The organism is Ensifer sp. LBL (assembly GCF_050435225.1).
In the GTDB taxonomy this organism is placed as follows: domain Bacteria; phylum Pseudomonadota; class Alphaproteobacteria; order Rhizobiales; family Rhizobiaceae; genus Ensifer.
Genome location: NZ_JBNDJY010000001.1, coordinates 1026832 through 1045520 on the forward strand (window position 1 = coordinate 1026832; position 18689 = coordinate 1045520).

Annotated in this window: 16 protein-coding genes; 4 read left to right on the top strand and 12 right to left on the bottom strand. The window is 63.7% G+C overall.

The annotated features are described in order from the left end of the window. Nucleotides 1-2: 2 nt before the first annotated feature. From kdpB to OKW20_RS05030, 5 genes are all read right to left on the bottom strand, one after another. Nucleotides 3-2120, bottom strand: coding sequence for a potassium-transporting ATPase subunit KdpB (gene kdpB, locus OKW20_RS05010; protein WP_043618844.1), 2118 nt, complete (start codon nt 2118-2120; stop codon nt 3-5). Nucleotides 2121-2133: 13 nt separating this feature from the next. After that, nucleotides 2134-3843, bottom strand: a complete 1710-nt coding sequence (kdpA, locus tag OKW20_RS05015; protein ID WP_429170624.1) for a potassium-transporting ATPase subunit KdpA — start codon at nt 3841-3843, stop codon at nt 2134-2136. Nucleotides 3844-3928: 85 nt separating this feature from the next. After that, a complete protein-coding gene (kdpF, locus tag OKW20_RS05020; RefSeq protein WP_043618850.1) occupies nt 3929-4015 on the bottom strand; it encodes a K(+)-transporting ATPase subunit F in 87 nt (28 codons plus the stop codon). A gap of 326 nt (nt 4016-4341) precedes the next feature. Beyond that, entirely contained in the window at nt 4342-5502 is a 1161-nt protein-coding gene (locus OKW20_RS05025) for an AI-2E family transporter (RefSeq protein WP_043618916.1), read from the bottom strand. A gap of 188 nt (nt 5503-5690) precedes the next feature. After that, a complete protein-coding gene (locus tag OKW20_RS05030; protein ID WP_429170631.1) occupies nt 5691-6914 on the bottom strand; it encodes an MFS transporter in 1224 nt (407 codons plus the stop codon). 349 nt (nt 6915-7263) lie between these two features. On the opposite strand from OKW20_RS05030, the gene OKW20_RS05035 reads away from it, so the two are divergent. From OKW20_RS05035 to OKW20_RS05050, 4 genes are all read left to right on the top strand, one after another. Continuing rightward, nucleotides 7264-8964, top strand: a complete 1701-nt coding sequence (locus tag OKW20_RS05035) for a long-chain fatty acid--CoA ligase (RefSeq protein ID WP_429112219.1) — start codon at nt 7264-7266, stop codon at nt 8962-8964. Nucleotides 8965-9103: 139 nt separating this feature from the next. After that, nucleotides 9104-10729 (top strand): glucose-6-phosphate isomerase, encoded by a 1626-nt coding sequence (gene pgi / locus OKW20_RS05040; protein ID WP_429170633.1) that lies wholly within the window; start codon nt 9104-9106, stop codon nt 10727-10729. A gap of 364 nt (nt 10730-11093) precedes the next feature. Further along, complete coding sequence (locus OKW20_RS05045; RefSeq protein WP_429170635.1) at nt 11094-11648, top strand: DUF2975 domain-containing protein; 555 nt, start codon at nt 11094-11096, stop codon at nt 11646-11648. Nucleotides 11649-11651: 3 nt separating this feature from the next. Then, on the top strand, nt 11652-11864 hold the full coding sequence (locus OKW20_RS05050) for a helix-turn-helix domain-containing protein (protein WP_429170637.1): 213 nt from the start codon (nt 11652-11654) through the stop codon (nt 11862-11864). A gap of 3 nt (nt 11865-11867) precedes the next feature. Here OKW20_RS05050 and OKW20_RS05055 read toward each other — a convergent pair whose 3' ends face one another. The 7 genes from OKW20_RS05055 to OKW20_RS05085 form a co-directional block, all read right to left on the bottom strand. After that, entirely contained in the window at nt 11868-12794 is a 927-nt protein-coding gene (locus OKW20_RS05055; RefSeq protein ID WP_402323434.1) for a carbohydrate kinase family protein, read from the bottom strand. Between the two features lie 92 nt (nt 12795-12886). Further along, complete coding sequence (locus OKW20_RS05060; RefSeq protein ID WP_043618867.1) at nt 12887-13579, bottom strand: orotate phosphoribosyltransferase; 693 nt, start codon at nt 13577-13579, stop codon at nt 12887-12889. Between the two features lie 127 nt (nt 13580-13706). Next, complete coding sequence (gene pyrC, locus OKW20_RS05065; RefSeq protein ID WP_429170639.1) at nt 13707-14744, bottom strand: dihydroorotase; 1038 nt, start codon at nt 14742-14744, stop codon at nt 13707-13709. Nucleotides 14745-14930: 186 nt separating this feature from the next. After that, complete coding sequence (locus OKW20_RS05070) at nt 14931-15551, bottom strand: nucleoside triphosphate hydrolase (RefSeq protein WP_429170641.1); 621 nt, start codon at nt 15549-15551, stop codon at nt 14931-14933. Then, nucleotides 15548-16330, bottom strand: a complete 783-nt coding sequence (locus OKW20_RS05075; RefSeq protein ID WP_429170642.1) for an ATP-binding cassette domain-containing protein — start codon at nt 16328-16330, stop codon at nt 15548-15550. Before OKW20_RS05075 ends, OKW20_RS05070 begins: the two co-directional genes overlap by 4 nt. Then, on the bottom strand, nt 16330-17415 hold the full coding sequence (locus OKW20_RS05080) for an ABC transporter permease (RefSeq protein ID WP_429170644.1): 1086 nt from the start codon (nt 17413-17415) through the stop codon (nt 16330-16332). Before OKW20_RS05080 ends, OKW20_RS05075 begins: the two co-directional genes overlap by 1 nt. Nucleotides 17416-17616: 201 nt before the next feature. Next, nucleotides 17617-18642 carry a sugar ABC transporter substrate-binding protein gene (locus OKW20_RS05085; protein WP_429170645.1) on the bottom strand — a complete coding sequence of 342 codons (1026 nt, stop codon included), beginning with the start codon at nt 18640-18642 and terminating at the stop codon, nt 17617-17619. Nucleotides 18643-18689: the final 47 nt, after the last annotated feature.

Here is an 18689-nt window from a genome sequence, read left to right on the forward strand (position 1 = left end):
GGTTACACCAGATTGAGTGCGTTGACGGCAAGGTCGACGAGCTTGATGCCGGCGAAGGGCAGGACGATGCCGCCGAGGCCGTAGACGAGCAGGTTGCGGCGCAGAAGGGCTGCCGCCCCGACCGGCCGGTACTTGACGCCCTTCAGCGCCAGCGGGATCAGCGCGACGATGATGAGCGCGTTGAAGATCACCGCCGACAGGATCGCCGATTGCGGCGAGGCGAGGCCCATGACGTTGAGCGCGGCCAGGGCAGGATAGGTGGTGATGAACAGCGCCGGGATGATGGCGAAGTACTTCGCCACGTCGTTGGCGATCGAAAAGGTCGTCAACGACCCGCGGGTCATCAGCAGCTGCTTGCCGATCTCGACGATCTCGATGAGTTTCGTCGGGCTGGAATCGAGGTCCACCATGTTGGCGGCCTCGCGGGCGGCCTGCGTCCCGGTCTGCATGGCGACGCCGACATCGGCCTGGGCGAGCGCCGGCGCGTCGTTGGTACCGTCGCCGCACATGGCGATGAGACGACCGCCCTGCTGTTCCTTGCGGATGTAGCCAAGCTTGTCCTCGGGGGTGGCTTCGGCGAGGAAGTCGTCGACGCCGGCTTCGGACGCGATGGCGGCCGCGGTCACCGGGTTGTCGCCAGTGACCATTACCGTGCGGATGCCCATCGCGCGCAGGGCGGCGAAACGCTCCTTGATGCCGGGCTTGACCACATCCTTCAGGTGGATGACGCCAAGCAGGCGCGGACCGTCGGCGACGGCAAGCGGGGTGCCGCCGGTGCGGGCCACCTGGTCGACGGCGCGGCGAAACTCGTTCGGCACGTTCTCGTCGCGGATGCCGGTGAACTTCAGGATCGAGTCGACGGCACCCTTGCGCAGCCGGCGACCGCCGAAGTCGATGCCCGAAAGCCTCGTTTCCGCAGCGAAGGGAATGACCGCGTCGATCCGGGTAGCACCGGCCCGGCTTGCGCCGCCCCCGACGGCAAGCGCCACGACCTCACCCTTGTCGGACGCGGGCAGCGACACATCTGGCGTCTGGCGGCCAAATTCACCAGTGGCGAGCGCTGCGATCGAGCGCCCCTCCGGCGTTTCGTCGGCAAGGCTCGCAAGCAATGCGGCATCGGCAAGCTCGGCCTCGGTAACGCCCGGCACCGGCATGAAGTCGGCGGCCATGCGGTTGCCGAAGGTGATGGTGCCGGTCTTGTCGAGCAGCAGCGTATCGACGTCGCCGGCGGCCTCGACAGCGCGGCCGGAGGTGGCGATGACGTTGAAACGGACCAGACGGTCCATGCCGGCGATGCCGATCGCCGAGAGCAGACCACCGATGGTGGTCGGGATCAGCGTTACGAGCAGGGCGGCCAGCACGGTGACCGAGAGAACGGTACCGGAATAACCGGCAAGGCCCCAGAGCGTGACGACGGCGACGAGGAAGATCAGCGTCAGGCCCGAAAGCAGGATCGAAAGGGCGATCTCGTTCGGGGTCTTCTGGCGCTGGGCGCCCTCGATCAGAGCGATCATGCGGTCTACGAAGGTGTCGCCCGGTGCGACGCCGATGCGGACCTTGATCCAGTCGGACAGCACCTGCGTGCCGCCGGTGACGGCCGAGCGGTCGCCACCGGATTCGCGGATGACGGGCGCCGATTCACCGGTGATGGCGCTCTCGTTGACGGAAGCGACGCCTTCGACGACTTCGCCGTCGCCGGGGATCAGTTCGCCGGCCTCGACAAGCACGAGGTCGCCGACCTTGAGCGATGTCGCCGGGATCGTCTGGGTCTCACGGCCTTCGTCAGCGACGAGCTTGCGCGCCGTCAGCTCGGACTTGGTGCGGCGCAGGCTGTCGGCCTGGGCCTTGCCGCGGCCTTCGGCGACGGCTTCGGCAAAGGTGGCGAAGAGCACGGTGAACCAGAGCCAGGCAGCGATCTGGCCGGAGAAGAGCGCGCTTCCGCCGCCGGTTACGAGATCACGGACGAAGAGGCCGGTGACGACGGCGGCGACCACTTCGGTGACGAAGATCACCGGATTGCGCACAAGCTGGCGCGGGTCGAGCTTGACGAACGCCGCCTTGATCGCCGGCAGCAGGATCGCCGGGTCCAGAAGACTGGGAGCGATGGGTTTGGAAGACATGTGTCGAATTCCTTTAGAAGGTCTGACCGGCAAGCATCGAGAGATGCTCGACGATGGGACCGAGCGCGAGCGCCGGGAAGAACTGCAGCCCGCCGAGAATGAGGATGATGCCGACGAGCAGGCCGACGAAGAGCGGCGTGTCGGTCGGGAAGGTACCCTTGGAGGCCGGTACGCGGGTCTTGACCGCGATCGAGCCGGCGATCGCCATCACCGGAACGGCATAGGCGAAGCGGCCGAGCAGCATCGCGAACCCAAGCGTCGTGTTGTACCAGGGCGTGTTGCCGGTGAGGCCGCCGAAAGCCGAGCCGTTGTTGCCGGCCGCCGACGTGAAGGCATAGAGGATTTCCGACAGGCCATGCGGACCCGCCGTGCCGATGCTGGCGACGGCAAAGGGCAGCATCGCGGAGACGGCGGCAAAGCCGAGGATCGTTGCCGGCAGGATGAGGACGGCGAACATCGCGTATTTCATCTCGCGGCTTTCGATCTTCTTGCCGAGCAGTTCCGGCGTACGGCCGACCATCAGGCCGGCAACGAAAACGGCGAGGATCGCAAAGACCACCATGCCGTAGAGACCAGAACCGACACCGCCCGGCAGGACTTCGCCAAGCTGCATCAGGAACATCGGCACGAGACCGCCGAGGCCCGTCAGCGAGCCGTGCATGCCGTTGACGCCGCCATCCGACAGGCCCGTCGTGACAGCCGCATAGAGCGCCGTCATCGCCTGGCCGAAGCGAACTTCCTTGCCCTCCATGTTGCCCTGGGCAGCATCGAGGCCAAGGGCGGTCAGGATCGGGTTGCCCTGGGCTTCAGCCCAGTAGACAACCGCGACACCGGAGATCAGCAGGATGCCGGTGACGGCGATGAAGGCCCAGCCCTGGCGGCGGTTGCCGACCATCTGGCCGAAGGTGCAGACGAGCGCCGCCGAGATCGACAGCATCGAGAAGATGTTGAGATAGTTGGAGAAGGCCGTCGGGTTTTCGAACGGATGGGCGGCGTTGACGTTGAAGAAGCCGCCGCCATTGGTGCCGAGCTGCTTGATCGCTTCCTGGCTTGCGACCGGGCCGACTGAGATCGTCTGCTTGGCGCCTTCGAGCGTGGTTGCGATGAGATCGGCGTGGAAGGTCTGCGGCAGGCCGCTCCAAACCATGGCAAGCGCCATGACGACGGCGATCGGCAGGAGCACGTAGAGCGTCGAGCGGGTGAGATCGACCCAGAAATTACCGACGGTCGAGGCGTTCGAGCGGGCGAAGGCGCGGGTGACGGCAAGCGCCATGGCGATGCCGGTCGCAGCCGAGACGAAGTTGTGCACCGTGAGCCCGGCCATCTGGCTGAAATGGCTGAGCGTGGTTTCGCCGCCGTAGTTCTGCCAGTTGGTGTTGGTGACGAAGCTGACCGCCGTGTTGAAGGCGAGGCCGGACGGCATGCCCGAGAAACCTTGCGGGTTCATCGGCAGATAGGCCTGCAGCCGGAGGATCGCGTAGAGCGAGACGAAGCCCGCGAGGCTGAAGGCAAGCATCGACATCGTATAGGCGAGCCAGCCCTGCTCCTTCTTCGGATCGACGCCGGCGGCAAGATAAAGGCCGCGCTCGACGGGGCCGAGGACGGGCGAAAAGACGTTGCGTTCACCGGAGAAGACCCGCGCCATGTAAAGCCCCAGCGGCTTGATGACGATCAGGACGGCGATGAAGAGGAGGCTGATCTGCAGCCACCCGATGATAGACATGAGATTACTCCGCTAAGGGCGGCCGGACGGCGCGACGGCGCCCGGCTGATGCGAACGGCCAACGGGTCCGATCCCGTCGACCGGGTCAGAACCGTTCCGGGCGAACGAGGGTGACGACGAGGTAGGCCGCAAGCGCGACAGCGACGGCAAGACCGAGCAGGGCTTCAAACATGACGCCCTCCTAAAGCCGGCTCAGCGCGCGCGCATAAAGCGCGAACACGACAAAGCCGCCGATGCCGGCGGCAAGAAAAAGAACATCGGACATGCAAATTCTCCGGACTGTTGAGGTCCGAAGTGTGCATCCGCAACGGGTCAATTATCGATTGCGATGGTCGGAAGGCGGCATAAGGAAAAGATAAAGACGCCCGCCAGGGTCCGCTACCGAAGGCGGAATACGATCTCGATAAGCGCGGGATCCGGTCGGTATCGGCCTATCAGCGAGATGCCGAACAGATTAAGGGCGACCGCACGTCCGCGACCGCCGGCTTGGCGTGACGCCTAGCCCTTGATGATGTGGTTCACGCTCGTTTCGGTGGGCGCGGTGACTTCGCGCATCCACTCGCGCCAGATGGCAACGAGCAGCGCCATCAGCACCGGGCCGACGAAGAGGCCGAGGAAGCCCATGGTCTTCACGCCGCCGACGAGGCCGAAGAAGGTCGGCAGGAAGGGAAGCTTGATCGGGCCGCCGACGAGGCGCGGGCGCAGCGTCTTGTCGACGATGAAGAGTTCGGTCGTGCCCCAGGTGAACAGCGCCAGGCCGTGAACGGGCGAGCCGCTGGCGACGAGATAGACCGAGACCAGCGTGAAGCAGAGCGGCGCGCCGCCCGGGATCAGCGCCATCAGGCCGGTGATGATGCCGAGGGTGACCGGCGACGGCACGCCGGCAAGCCAGTAGGCGACGCCGAGCACGATGCCCTCGCCGATGGCGATGATGCCCATGCCGGTCACCGTCGAGCTGATCGTCAGCGGCACGACCCGCGACAGCCGCTCCCAGCGCATCGGGAAGATGCGCTCGCCGAGCTTGTCGAGCTGGCCGGAGAAGGACTGGCCGTCGCGATAGACGAAGAACAGCGTGATCATCATGAACAGCAGCGTCAGGAAGGCATGGAAAGTCGACGCGCCCACGACCAGGACGCCGCGGTAGATATTGCCGATGTTGGAGCCGCTGACGAGCTGGACGAGTTCGCCGAGCGCACCCGGATGGCCGATATGCTTGACCCATTGTTCGCCGAGCCAGGCGCCGGCAACCGGGATACCGGACAGCCAGGCGGGCACCACGGCACCATTGGCATTGGTCTCGACCGCCCAGACGACCCAGTCGCGCACCTCGTCGACTGCATAGACGGCAGCGATCGAGATCGGCACGACGATGAAGGAAATGACGCAGACGATCGCGATGGTGGCGGCCAGCGTCCGGTTGCCGTTCACACCGGCGAGCAGCCGACGATAGATCGGCCAGCTGGCAAAACCGATGACGACGGCGGCCAGAACCGGAACGACGAAACCATGGAAGAAGTAGACGCCGGCAAGCAGAACGAAGACCAGCATCCAGCGGGCAGCGGTCATGGGGCCGACAAGGGCATGGCGTGAAATAGCGGTTTGCCCAAGGAGCCGCGGCTCCACGGCAAAATTCTCTCGTTCACGATTGCCCAATTGCACCAATGATCCTCCGTCTTTCGACGACTTTACAACAAACCCGAGGCCTTGCCAGCCTGTCTAGCGCCGCGCGCCGCCCCTTTGCCCCTGCTTTACGGTAGTTTCAGGGCCGTGGTCGACGCTAGCGGCGGGACATGACAGAAAAATTTAGGAGGGTTCAAGAGCCCCTGGCTTTCTTTCGATAAAGCCGGTCATTCCGCCGCAGGTTTTGCAGCCATACGCGCAGGCTGTGCGCGATCGACGAAGACTGAAGCGAGAAAGATGCCGAAGCCGGCGACGCCGAGAACGGCGCCGACGAGACCGGTGGAGGTCCAGCCGTAACCGGCGGCAATCGAAACACCGCCGAGCCAGGCGCCAAGCGCATTGGCGAGATTGAAGGCGGAGTGGCTAAGGGCGGCGGCCAGCGTCTGGGCCTCGCCGGCGACATCCATCAGCCGCGTCTGTACGCCCGGAACAACGGCAAAGCCGCCGCCGATGAAGAGCACGTTGACGATGGCGATCCACGGATTTCCCATGGTGAAGTAGAAAAGCACATAGGCGAAGATGTTGAAGACGATAGCGATACCGATCGCCGGCATCAGCGCCCAGTCGGCAAGCCTCGCCCCGACGATGTTGCCGAGGATCATGCCGGCACCGAAGACAGAAAGCATGATCGGCACATTACCAAGCGAAACACCCGCGACTTCGGTCAGCGCCGGCGTGATGTAGCTGAAGACGGCGAACATGCCGCCGCAGCCGATGGCGCAGATGCCGAGCATCAGCCAGACCTGGAGCTTGCCGAGCGCTCCCAGTTCGCGAAGCGGCGTCGCCTTCGGGTTGCCCTGGTCCCGCGGCACGTGGGCGAAGGTGAGCGCCATGGTCAGGAGACTGATGGCGCCGACGATGGCAAAGGCGGAGCGCCAGCCGAGCGCCTGCCCGAACCAGGCGACGAGCGGCGTGCCGAAGAGCGTGGCGATGGTCAGCCCCATCATCACCCGGCCCACGGCGCGGGCCCGCTGGTTCGGCGCGGCAAGGCCCGCCGCCACCAGGGCAGCGACGCCGAAATAGGCGCCGTGCGGCAGGCCGGCGAAGAAGCGCGCGGCAATCAGCGTGTAGAAATCCGGAGCGATGGCGCTCGCGAAGTTGCCGACGGCAAAAACCAGCATCAGGACCAGAAGCACCCGGAAGCGCGAGAAGCGAGCGGCAAGCACCGCGATCAGCGGCGCACCGACGACGACGCCGAGTGCATAGGCGCTGATGACAGCGCCAGCCTGGGGTACGGAGACCGATACGTCTTCGGCGACCTGCGGCAGCAGACCCATGATGGCGAATTCGCCGGTACCGATGCCGAAGCCGCCAACGGCGAGCGCCACTTCGGCGGCGGAGACGCGGGCCCGGCGCGGATCGACGGCAGAGGTGAAGGCTTCGTCACACATGGGATCACTCATAGGCAATGGCCAGTGTCGCCGTGCCTTGCGGCCGGAGAAAAATCTGGGGGATATGTCGACGGATGTTGGATTGGACCAACAGGGATATGCTGCAATGCAATACAGGTTTTTCCCGCGGCAGGCAAAGCTTTTGCGGTTATCGTCATACTTTTTCGCGAGGCTCGCAGAGGCCTGTTAACCGTAAGCTCAGTTGACGTTTACGTCAAAGTTATATAATCCCGAATCTCAGCTTGAAGAGGTGTCGCAAAAGCATCATCTTCATCGGCATGAGAGGATCGGGAGGGATTTTCTCAGGCCGCGATCAGGCCAGCCTGTGGCGACCAGAGGGAGAGAGGTCATGGCGGAAGTCAGCGCACAACAGACGGGTATCAGCCCAGGCAAGATCTGGCTGAAATCCTACCCAGCCGGAATAGCCGGCGAAATTGGCCCCCTGCCCTACAAGTCGATCGGCGAATTCTTCGACCATGCCGTGGCCCGCTATTCGAGCCGCCCGGCCTTCACCTGCATGGGCAAGACGCTCACCTTTGCCGATCTCAACGCCCAGTCCGCGCGGATCGGCGCCTGGCTGCAATCACTTGGCCTTGCCAAGGGCGACCGCGTCGCGGTGATGATGCCGAACATTCTGCAGAACCCGGTGATCGTCTACGGCATCCTCAGAGCCGGCTTCACCGTCGTCAACGTCAACCCGCTCTATACGCCGCGCGAGCTGCAGCACCAGTTGGTCGACTCGGGCGCCAAAGCGATCTTCGTTCTGGAGAATTTCGCCCATACAGTGCAGCAGGTGGTCGACAAGACCTCGGTCAAGCACGTCGTCGTCGCGACCATGGGCGACATGCTCGGCCTCAAGGGCGCGATCGTCAACCTGGTCGTCCGCCGCGTCAAGAAGCTCGTTCCGGCCTGGTCGATCCCTGGACACCTTTCATTCAAGGACGTGCTTGCCAAGGGTGGCCGAGCCAAGCTGACCAAGCCCAATGTCGCCGCCAGCGACGTCGCCTTCCTGCAATATACGGGCGGCACGACCGGCGTTTCGAAGGGCGCGACGCTCACCCATTCGAACCTTTTGTCGAACATGGCGCAGATGGAAATCTGGTTCCAGACGGCGTTCCGCTCGAGGGCCCGGCCGGACAATCTCGTCTTCATGTGCGCGCTGCCGCTTTACCATATCTTCGCGCTGACGGTGAATTCGCTGATGGGCCTTGCCACCGGTGGCAACAACATCCTGATCCCCAATCCGCGTGACATTCCGGGCTTCGTCAAGGAACTCGGCAAGCACAGGACAAACATCTTCCCGGGCCTCAATACGCTGTTCAACGCGCTGATGAACAATGCGGAGTTCCAGAAGCTCGACTTCTCGTCGCTGATGCTGACCTTCGGCGGCGGCATGGCGATCCAGCGCCCGGTCGCCGAACGTTGGAAGCAGATGACCGGCTGCTCGATCGCCGAAGGCTACGGGCTTTCGGAAACCTCGCCGGTGGCAACGGCCAACATCCTCGACGCGACCGAGTTCACCGGCACGATCGGCATGCCGATCCCGTCCACCGACGTCGAGATCCGCGACGACCAAGGCAATACGCTGGCGATCGGCGAAGTCGGCGAAATCTGCATCCGCGGACCGCAGGTGATGGCCGGCTACTGGCAGCGGCCGGACGAGACCGCCAAGGCGATCTCGCCGGATGGCTTCTTCCGCTCGGGCGACATCGGCTTCATGAACGCCGACGGGCTCGTCAAGATCGTCGACCGCAAGAAGGACATGATCCTGGTCTCCGGCTTCAACGTCTTCCCGAACGAGATCGAGGAAGTGGCGATGACCCACCCGGGCATCCTCGAATGCGCGGCGATCGGCATTCCGGACGAGCATTCCGGCGAAGCGGTGAAGCTCTTCGTGGTCAAGAGGGACGCGGCACTGACGGAAGAAGAGGTCAAGCGCCACTGCGCCGCCAACCTCACCAACTACAAGCGCCCACGTTTCGTCGAATTCCGCACCGAACTGCCGAAGACCAATGTCGGCAAGATCCTGCGCAAGGATTTGCGCGGGTAAACTACTCCCAAATTCAAACGATTTAAAAAATCCTGAAAACCGCCACTTCGGCGGTTTTCCAGTCTTGATTTGGTCCACTTAAAGCGAATAGCTACGCAGGCGATTGTCCGACACCCCTGTCCGACCAAGGAGCCCCGCGATGAAAGCGCTTGTCGACCAACTCAAAGCAACCGCCGCTGAAACCAAAGCAACCGATATCCGCGCGGCGTTTGCCGCCGACGCAGAACGTTTTGCGCGCTTCAGCACCACGCTCGGCGACCTGCTGCTCGACTATTCGAAATGCGCCGTCAACGACAAGGTGCTGGATGGCCTCGAGGCGCTCGCCAAGGCCGCCAAGGTCGAGGAGAAGCGGGACGCCATGTTCCGCGGCGATATCATCAACATCACCGAGGAGCGCGCCGTCCTGCACACGGCGCTACGCAACCGCGGCAACCGCCCGATCCTCGTCGACGGCAAGGACGTGATGCCCGATGTCAACGGCGTGCTTGCCGCCATGGGCGCCTTTGCCGACGGCATCCGCTCGGGCGCGCTGAAAGGTGCGACCGGCAAGAAGATCACCGACGTCGTCAACATCGGCATCGGCGGCTCCGATCTCGGCCCGGTCATGGCGACGCTGGCGCTCGCCCCGTTCCACGACGGCCCGCGCCTGCATTTCGTTTCCAACATCGATGGCGCCCATATCGCCGATACGCTGAAGCTGGTCGATCCGGAAACCTCGCTCTTCATCATCGCCTCGAAGACCTTCACCACCATCGAGACGATGACCAATGCGGCGACCGCCCGCGCCTTCATCGCTGGCAAGCTCGGCGAGGCTGCGGTCGGCCATCACTTCGCTGCCGTTTCGACCGCGCTCGACAAGGTCGCCGCCTTCGGCATCGACCAGGCCCGCGTCTTCGGCTTCTGGGATTGGGTCGGTGGGCGCTACTCGATCTGGTCGGCGATCGGCCTGCCGCTGATGATCGCGGTCGGCAAGGAGAATTTCGGCCGCTTCCTCGATGGCGGCCATGCCATCGACGAACATTTCCGCACCGCCCCGATCCGTGAGAACATTCCGGTCCTGCTCGGCCTCCTCGGCTTCTACCACCGCAATGTGCTCGGCTATCCCTCGCGCGCGATCCTGCCCTATGACCAGCGCCTGTCGCGCTTCCCCGCCTACCTGCAGCAGCTCGACATGGAATCGAACGGCAAGGCCGTGACGCTCGACAGCACACCGGTCGAGTATTCGACAGGCCCGGTCGTTTGGGGCGAGCCCGGCACCAATGGACAGCACGCCTTCTACCAGCTGATCCACCAGGGCACGGACGTCATTCCGGCCGAGTTCATGATCGCCGCCAACGGCCACGAGAAGAGCCTGCGCCACCAACACGAGCTTTTGATCGCCAATTGCCTGGCCCAGTCGGAAGCGCTGATGAAGGGCCGCACGCTCGCGGAAGCCAAGGCGCAGCTGACCGCCAAGGGCATGGCAGACGCCAAGGCCGACAAGATTGCCCCGCACCGCGTCTTCACCGGCAACCGTCCGTCGCTGACGATCGTTTACGACCAGCTCGACCCCTTCGCGCTCGGTCGCCTGATCGCGCTTTACGAGCACCGCGTCTTTGTCGAAGGCGCGCTCTTCAACATCAACTCCTTCGACCAGTGGGGCGTCGAGCTCGGCAAGGAGCTCGCAACCGGGCTGCTACCGGTCGTCGAGGGCAAGGAGAGCGCGAGCGGCCACGATTCCTCGACGGCGGGCCTGGTGGCGGCGCTGCTGAAGGCCGCTCGTTAAATCAAAGCATTGGCCCCACAGGAGCCGCGACGCAACGACCATTAAGCCCGGGGGCGCAGATCGCACCCTCGGGCTTTGTCATTTGGTGCAGGCAGGCAGTTCCTTGAGGCTCGCCGGTTCAGTATCTGCATCAGGTCGAGGTTCGGCAACAATGGAAATAGTCCGTGCCTGGCGCCATCTGCATCAAGGCATTGACCGTGACCTGTAGGCTTGCGGAGAACGCGCCGCGCCAGCAGCAGCCCGAGACCTTGACCGAGAGATTTCCGCGACTGGTCTGCTCCCTTTAGCAAATCCAGATCATGATTGACGGCAATTGCTTATTGTTTTACGATAAAAACACAAGTCAAACGATAAAGGGATTGTTATGACGAACTCCGCCGAGAGGCTGCGCAAGCTCAGCCGCTTCATGAAGCTCATGATCCTCTTGTGCGGGGCGCTCTTCTGTTCGGCGGTCGTCTACACGCATTGGCAGATTTTCTTCGACCGGCAAGGCTTCGAACAGGGCGTTCGCGACATCGTCTTCCCGCGTGTGGAGAACATCACCCTGTCCTATCGCGCCATCGGGACCGTCGCCCTTCTGGCAGCGATCAACAGCGCGCTGGTCATTGCCGGCCTCGCATTCGCCTGGCAGCTTTTCGACAGTTTCCAGCGCGGCGAAATCCTGTCCGGCCGCAATGGCGTGCTGTTGCGGCGGGTCGGCTTCACGGCTCTCTTCGGTTCGCTGTGCATGACCGTCAGCAACGGCATCGGCATACTGGCCGTCACGTACGACAACCCCGGCACCACGGGACATGCGGTGGTGTTCGACATCAATGGCGGCACGATGATCGTGCTTCTGATGGCGGGCCTGGTCGTCAGCCTCGGCCATGTCATGGTCATCGCGTCAGGGGTTGAAGCGGAGAACAGGAGCTTCGTCTAGCGCATGCCGATTGTCGTCAATCTCGATGTGATGCTGGCGAAACGCAAGGTTCGTTCACGCGATCTCGCCGAACAGGTGGGGATCACCGAGCAGAACATCTCGCTGCTGAAATCCGGAAAAGTGAAGGGCGTGCGCTTCGACACGCTGGAAAAGATCTGCGCAGCCCTCGACTGCCAGCCGGGCGATATCCTGGAGTACCGCCCGGCCCCGGACTGACGATCAAAGGCCGATCTCGTGCTTCCACGGCGGGTTGGCGCCGGCGCGCGAGACGGTGACGGCTGCCGCCTTGGCGCCGAGCGCCAGCGCATTGCGGACGGCGGTCTCAGTGAGATCTGCAACATCTGCCTTGCTCAGGAGGCCGGCAAGTTTCAGCGATGCCAGCACGCCGGCATCGAACGTGTCGCCGGCGCCAACGGTATCGACCACGGTCACGCGCTCACCGGCAACCTCGACCTTGTGGCGGGCGGTGTAGCCGACGGCGCCATCGGCGCCCTTGGTGATCAGCACCAGCTTCGGGCCGCGCCTCAGCCATTCGGCGGCGAGATCGTCGTGGCTTCCCTCCATGCCGAACCAGGCGAGGTCCTCGTCGGAGAACTTGATGATATCGGACATCGCCGCCATGCGGTTCATGCGCGCGAGGTGCGCTTCTCTGTCCTTGATGAAGCCCGGCCGGATGTTCGGATCGAAGGAAATCACCCGCTTTTCATGCTCACGCGTCATCAGCGCCTCATAGGTCGAACCGCAGGGCTCGGGGATCAGGCTGATCGCGCCGAAATGCAGCGCCTCGCAGAAGTCGCCAAGCGCCGGCAGGTGCTCTGACGTGATCATGCGGCCGGCAGTGTTTTCGTCGAAGAAGGCGTAGCTGGCGTGGCCGTTGACGAGCTTGACGAAGGCGAGCGTCGTGTGCAGCGACAGCGTCGCGCAGGGGCCGAAATCGACATTGGCTGCCTTCAGCGTTTCGCGCAGGATATCGCCGAACATGTCGTCGGAGAGGCCGGTGAAGAAGCCGGTCTGGATGCCGAGGCGACCAAGGGCGATCGCCGTGTTGAAGATCGCGCCGCCGGCATAGGGCGCAAAGGCGCTCTCGCCCGCGGTCGTGTCCCGCGGCAGCATGTCGATCAGCGCTTCTCCGCAGCATACGATCATCGGCTTATCCTCCTCGACAGATTTTCAATCGATTAAAAAAGTGTAGCTCAAGACGCTGCGCGGCCCCGGCAGAACCGGGGCCGCGCCAAAGATTACGCCAGGGCGCTGACGCCGCCGTTGCGGCCCGACCAGGCGAGCGGCGCGTTGAGGAAGGCCTCGACCTCACCGAGCGTCTTTTCGTCGAACAGCTTCTGCTCGCGGGCGACCGCAAGCACGTTGCGCCAGGTGGCGATCCAGTGCAGGTCAACGCCCTTGCCCTTCATCTCGCCGACCGCTTCCGGGAAGATGTCGTAGTAGAAGAGTGCGATGCCATGGTCGACGATGCCGCCGGCCGCACGGATGGCGTCGATGAACTTGAACATCGAGCCGCCGGCCGTCGTCAGGTCCTCGATGACGAGGACACGGGCGCCTTCCGGCATATGGCCCTCGATCTGGGCGTTGCGGCCGTGGCCCTTGGGCGCCTTGCGCACATAGATCATCGGCAGGCCAAGACGTTCGGCAAGCATCGCGGCGAAGGGAATGCCGGCGGTTTCGCCGCCGGCCACCACGTCGAACTTCTCAAAACCGGCTTCGCGCAGGATCGATGCGGCGGCAAAATCCATCACGGCCGAGCGGATGCGCGGATAGGAAATCAGCTTGCGGCAGTCGATATAGACAGGGCTCGCCATGCCGGACGACAGCTTGTAGGGCTTGTCGGCGCTGAAATGCACCGCCTTGATCTCCCAGAGCATCTTGGCGACCAGCTCGGCCATCACGGCCTTGTCGGTGAACGCGTTGGAAAACATCAAACTCTCCTTCAATCTCTGCAGCGCCGCGCGTCTGTTAAGACGCGCAAAGGTCGCTGTAACATCTTCAACTGCTGCATAATTTTGCCTTTGGATCCATCCGACCCAAGGAATTATGCAGTTGCGATCAAACGACGGCCCAGTGCAGCGGGAACATCGGATCGAAAACGGTGACCGTACCGGCGCCGGTCTCGATCTTCTTCGGATAGGTCACGGCCTCGGCCTGCTTGCGCAGCGTGATCGTTTCCTCGTTCACCGGCAGGCCGTACCAGGCGGGGCCGTTCAGCGAGGCAAAGGCTTCGAGCTTGTCGAGCGCGCTTTCCTCCTCGAACACATGCGCCAGGCAGCTCATGGTGTTGATCGAGGTGTAGATGCCGGCGCAGCCGCAGGCGCATTCCTTCAAGGGATCGACGTGCGGTGCGGAGTCCGTGCCGAGGAAGAAACGCTTGTCGCCGGAGACCGCAGCCGCGCGCAGTGCGAGACGGTGGTTCTCGCGCTTGGCGACCGGCAGGCAGTAGTAATGCGGCTTGATCCCGCCAACGAGAATGGCGTTGCGGTTGATGATCAGGTGATGGGTGGTGATCGAACCTGCAAGGTTCGCTTTCGACGCCTTGATGTAGTCGATGCCGTCCTTGGTGGTGACATGCTCCATCGTCACCTTCAGTTCCGGCAGGCGCTGGCGCAAGGGTTCGAGAACGGTCTCGATGAATACGGCTTCGCGGTCGAAGATATCGACATCCGCGCTCGTGACTTCGCCATGCACGCAGAGCGGCAGGCCGATCTTTGCCATGCGCTCCAAGACCGGCATCGCCTCGTCGATGTTGCGCACGCCGCTGTGCGAGTTGGTCGTCGCACCTGCCGGGTATAGCTTGACCGCCTTGACGAGGCCGCTGTTGTGGCCGGCCTCGACGTCGTCGGGATTGGTGCCTGCGGTCAGGTAGAGCGTCATCAGCGGCTCGAACCGGTCCCCGGCCGGGATCGCCGAGACGATGCGTTCGCGATAGGCGGAGGCGTCTGCGGTGGTGACGACCGGCGGCACCAGGTTGGGCATGATGATCGCGCGGGCGAAATGGCGGCTGGTATCGGCGATAACGCCCTTCAGCATGTCGCCGTCGCGCAGGTGAAGGTGCCAATCATCCGGGCGGCGGATAACGAGGTCTTGCATGGTCAGCGTTCTCCTAGGTCAGAGCAGGCGCAGACGGAAAACCGCAGCCCCAGGCTCGCGCCCGATCCGCGCGCGCGGCTTTGCGAGCCGGCGGGTGCGCGGGTGACGGGCGGTTTCTCATGTGGTGGAACCGCGTCTCGATATCACCAATGCGCCCGCAAACACAATCCGCAATCCGGCCATCGCTCAGAAATCCGCAAGCACCAGATCGGCAGCCCGCTGACGCTCCACCACCCGATGCGCGTTCGGGATATCGTTGCCAAGGGCTTTGCGCTTTGCCGCCTCCTCGTCATAGCCGTGATCGTACCAGCGTTTTAGAAGCCGCCGCTCCAGTTCCTCGACGCCGGGGTTGATGAAGATCGAGAAATCGAAGGCGCCTTCGAGCCCCGTCCAAGGCGCCTCGTCGAGCAACAGGTAATTGCCCTCCACCAGGATGATGCGGGTTTCGGGCGCAACGATCCGGGCCGAGGCGATCGCGATCTCGCGCGAGCGGTCGAAGACCGGAACCAACACCTCGCCGTCATTGGCGCGGACGGCTGCGACCGTCGAAAGAAAAGCCCTGACGTCGAAGGTCTCCGGCGACCCCTTGCGAGGGAGCAGACCTTTTTCCTCGAGAACGGCATTGTCCATGTGGAAACCGTCCATCGGCAGCACCGCCGCCTTTTCGCCGCAGGCAACCAGGGTTTCGGCCACGGCCTCGGCCAGCGTCGACTTGCCGGCACCGGGCGGCCCGGCGATGGCGACGACGAAGCGGGCGGCACCGGCCGCCCGTTTCAGGATTTCGTTGGCGATCGGCTCGACGTTCATGCCGCAAGCGCCTCGCGCGGCGGCTCCTTCGCCCCGGTCATGAAGGCAACCGCATCCGACATCGTATGCTCCTTCGGATTGATGACGCAGAGGCGCTTGCCGAGACGGTGAACGTGGATGCGGTCGGCCACCTCGAACACATGCGGCATGTTGTGCGAGATCAAGACGATCGGCAGGCCGCGGGCGCGCACGTCAAGGATCAGCTCCAGCACGCGCCGGCTCTCCTTGACGCCGAGTGCCGCGGTCGGTTCGTCCATGATCACCACCTTGGAGCCGAAGGCCGCGGCCCGGGCCACGGCCACACCCTGACGCTGGCCGCCCGAGAGCGTTTCCACCGCCTGGTTGATGTTCTGGATGGTCATCAGTCCAAGTTCGGAGAGCTTTGCCCGTGCTTTCTGTTCCATCGCCGAGCGATCGAGGGTGCGGAAGAGCTTGCCCATGATGCCGCGTTTACGGATCTCGCGACCGAGGAACATGTTGTCGGCGATCGACAGCGCCGGCGACAGCGCCAGGTTCTGGTAGACCGTCTCGATGCCGGCGGCGCGCGCATCCATCGGCGACCGGAAGTTGACCGTCTGCCCCTCGAGCTTGATCTCCCCTTCGTCAGGATGGATCGCACCCGAAATCGCCTTGATCATCGAGGATTTTCCGGCGCCGTTGTCACCGATCACGGCGAGAATTTCGCCGGGATAGAGATCGAAATCGGCTTGGTCGAGAGCGGTGACACGGCCGTAACGCTTGACCAGACCGCGCGCGGTGAGAATGGGTTCCTGGGCCATCAGCCTGCTACCTTTCTGATCCATTGGTCGATTGCGACGGCGGAGATGATCAGCACGCCGGTGAGGAAGACCTTCCATTGCGGATCGGCGCCCAGCATGTTGAGGCCCATGGAGACGACACCGACGATCATCGCGCCGATGAGCGTCCCGAGGATCGACCCACGTCCGCCGAAGAGCGAGATGCCGCCAATCACGGCTGCGGTAATGGCCTGGAGGTTATAGTCGGTGACGGCGGCCGACGGCGAGATCGAGCCGTTGCGGCCGATCGAAACCCAGGCGGCAAGCGCCGCGATCAGGCCGGCCAGCGTATAGGCGCTCAAAAGCACGCGGCTGGTGCGGATACCCGAGAGCTTCGCCGCTTCCGGATCGTCGCCGACCGCATAGAGATGCCGGCCCCAGGCGGTGTGGTTCAGCGCGTACCAGAGGCCGAAGACCAGGGCGACCATGGTGATGACGCCGAGCGTCAGCACTGCCGAACCGAGCTTGAAGCTGACGCCGAAGACATGCAGCATCTGGGTGACAGCAGTGACATCAGCCTCGCGGATCGTTTCGTTCGCCGAATAGATGAAGTTCGTCGACATGATCACGTACCAGGTGCCGAGCGTCACGATGAACGGCGGCAGCTTTACCCTGGAAACGAGGAAACCGTTGAGGAAGCCGCAGGCGCCGCCGACAAGAAATCCGATGGCGATGGCGATCGGTGCGGGAAGCCCGTAAGTCACGGCGCAATTGCCCATGATGACGGCTGAAAGCACCATGATCACGCCGATCGAAAGGTCGATGCCGGCGGTCAGGATCACCAGCGTCTGCGCCGCGCCGAGGATACCGACGATGGCGATCTGCTGGAGGATGAGCGTCAGGGTGTAGGACGAGAAGAACTTGCCCCCGATGGCGATGCCGAAAATCAGGATCGCCGCGACCAGCACGATGAACGGCACGGCGGCCGGCGTCGAATGCAGGAAATGCTGGATCTTCTGGACCGCTGTCTTGTCATGCGTGTCGAACGACGCGACCTGCGTCGAACTGTTGACCAGGACTTTTTCGAATTCCTGGGATGGCTGCGCGGCTGTGTTGGGCTCGCCCATGGACCTTCCTCCCGTGAACCCCGCTCCCAAGGGGTTGCGATGCTGCTTGGTGCACAGCCCGCCCGCCTTCGGGCGGGCATCAGCACTCCTACAAGAGGCTGCGCGGTTTTTATCGCCTTGTCAAAGACATCGGCGCTTACGCGAAGGGCGGCCGGGGCCGCCCTTCGGTGACTGGCTCATACGTTCGAAGCGAGGTGGCGATCAGCCCCAGCACTTCTCCGTGCCGACCTTGGTGTCGATCGATTCGACGCCGGCTGCCGGCTTGTCGGTGACCAGCGAAACGCCGGTGTCGAAGAAGTCCTTGCCTTCGGTCGGCTTCGGCTTCTCGCCAGTGTCGGCGAACTTCTTGATCGCCTCGATGCCGAGCGCCGCCATCATCAGCGGGTACTGCTGCGAGGTCGCGCCGATGACGCCTTCGGCGACCGACTTGACGCCCGGGCAACCACCGTCGACCGACACGATCAGCACGTCCTTTTCCTTGCCCACGGCCTTCAGCGCCTGGTAGGCGCCGACGGCGGCCGGTTCGTTGATCGTGTGGATGACGTTGATATCGGGATCCTTCTGCAGAAGGTTCTCCATCGCCTTGCGGCCGCCTTCCTCGTTGCCGTTGGTGACGTCGTGGCCGACGATGCGCGGATCATCCTCGTCGCCGATCTTGTTCGGGTCCTTCGGGTCGATGCCGAAGCCCATCATGAAGCCCTGGTCGCGCAGAACGTCGACGGTCGGCTGCGACGGCGTCAGGTCGAGGAAGCCGACCTTGGCGGTCTTGGCGCCCTCACCCATGGTGGCGGCGGCCCATTGGCCGATCAACTTGCCGGCGAGCAGGTTGTCGGTGGCAAAGGTCGCATCGGCTGCGGTCGCCGGATCGAGCGGGGTGTCGAGCGCGATCACGAGCAGGCCGGCTTCCTGCGCCTTCTTGACCTGATCGACGATCGCCTTGGTATCGGAGGCGGCAATCAGGATGCCCTTTGCGCCATCGGCGATGCAGGATTCGATGGCGGCCACCTGGCTGTCATGGTCGCCGTCGATCTTGCCGGCATAGGCCTTCAGCTCCACGCCGAGTTCCTTGGCCTTGGCGGTGGCGCCTTCCTTCATCTTGACGAAGAAGGGGTTGGTGTCGGTCTTGGTAATCAGGCAGGCGCTGACATCGGCAGCGTGTGCCGGTGCGGCGAAGACGACGCCAAGCGACAGCGCGCCAAAGGCGGCGGAAAGAACAGTCTTCTTCATGAAATCCTCCCAAGGATTGAAAATCGTGCCGGCGGACCGGCCCAGGC

Coding starts and splice junctions, on each gene's coding strand:
- pgi (WP_429170633.1), top strand. CDS start 9,104: ATGAAAGCGCTTGTCGACCAACTCAAAGCAACCGCCGCTGAAACCAAA.
- OKW20_RS05060 (WP_043618867.1), bottom strand. CDS start 13,579: ATGTTTTCCAACGCGTTCACCGACAAGGCCGTGATGGCCGAGCTGGTC.
- OKW20_RS05075 (WP_429170642.1), bottom strand. CDS start 16,330: ATGGCCCAGGAACCCATTCTCACCGCGCGCGGTCTGGTCAAGCGTTAC.
- OKW20_RS05055 (WP_402323434.1), bottom strand. CDS start 12,794: ATGATCGTATGCTGCGGAGAAGCGCTGATCGACATGCTGCCGCGGGAC.
- OKW20_RS05030 (WP_429170631.1), bottom strand. CDS start 6,914: ATGTGTGACGAAGCCTTCACCTCTGCCGTCGATCCGCGCCGGGCCCGC.
- OKW20_RS05050 (WP_429170637.1), top strand. CDS start 11,652: ATGCCGATTGTCGTCAATCTCGATGTGATGCTGGCGAAACGCAAGGTT.
- OKW20_RS05080 (WP_429170644.1), bottom strand. CDS start 17,415: ATGGGCGAGCCCAACACAGCCGCGCAGCCATCCCAGGAATTCGAAAAA.
- kdpB (WP_043618844.1), bottom strand. CDS start 2,120: ATGTCTTCCAAACCCATCGCTCCCAGTCTTCTGGACCCGGCGATCCTG.
- kdpF (WP_043618850.1), bottom strand. CDS start 4,015: ATGTTTGAAGCCCTGCTCGGTCTTGCCGTCGCTGTCGCGCTTGCGGCC.
- OKW20_RS05070 (WP_429170641.1), bottom strand. CDS start 15,551: ATGAACGTCGAGCCGATCGCCAACGAAATCCTGAAACGGGCGGCCGGT.
- pyrC (WP_429170639.1), bottom strand. CDS start 14,744: ATGCAAGACCTCGTTATCCGCCGCCCGGATGATTGGCACCTTCACCTG.
- OKW20_RS05085 (WP_429170645.1), bottom strand. CDS start 18,642: ATGAAGAAGACTGTTCTTTCCGCCGCCTTTGGCGCGCTGTCGCTTGGC.
- OKW20_RS05045 (WP_429170635.1), top strand. CDS start 11,094: ATGACGAACTCCGCCGAGAGGCTGCGCAAGCTCAGCCGCTTCATGAAG.
- kdpA (WP_429170624.1), bottom strand. CDS start 3,843: ATGTCTATCATCGGGTGGCTGCAGATCAGCCTCCTCTTCATCGCCGTC.
- OKW20_RS05035 (WP_429112219.1), top strand. CDS start 7,264: ATGGCGGAAGTCAGCGCACAACAGACGGGTATCAGCCCAGGCAAGATC.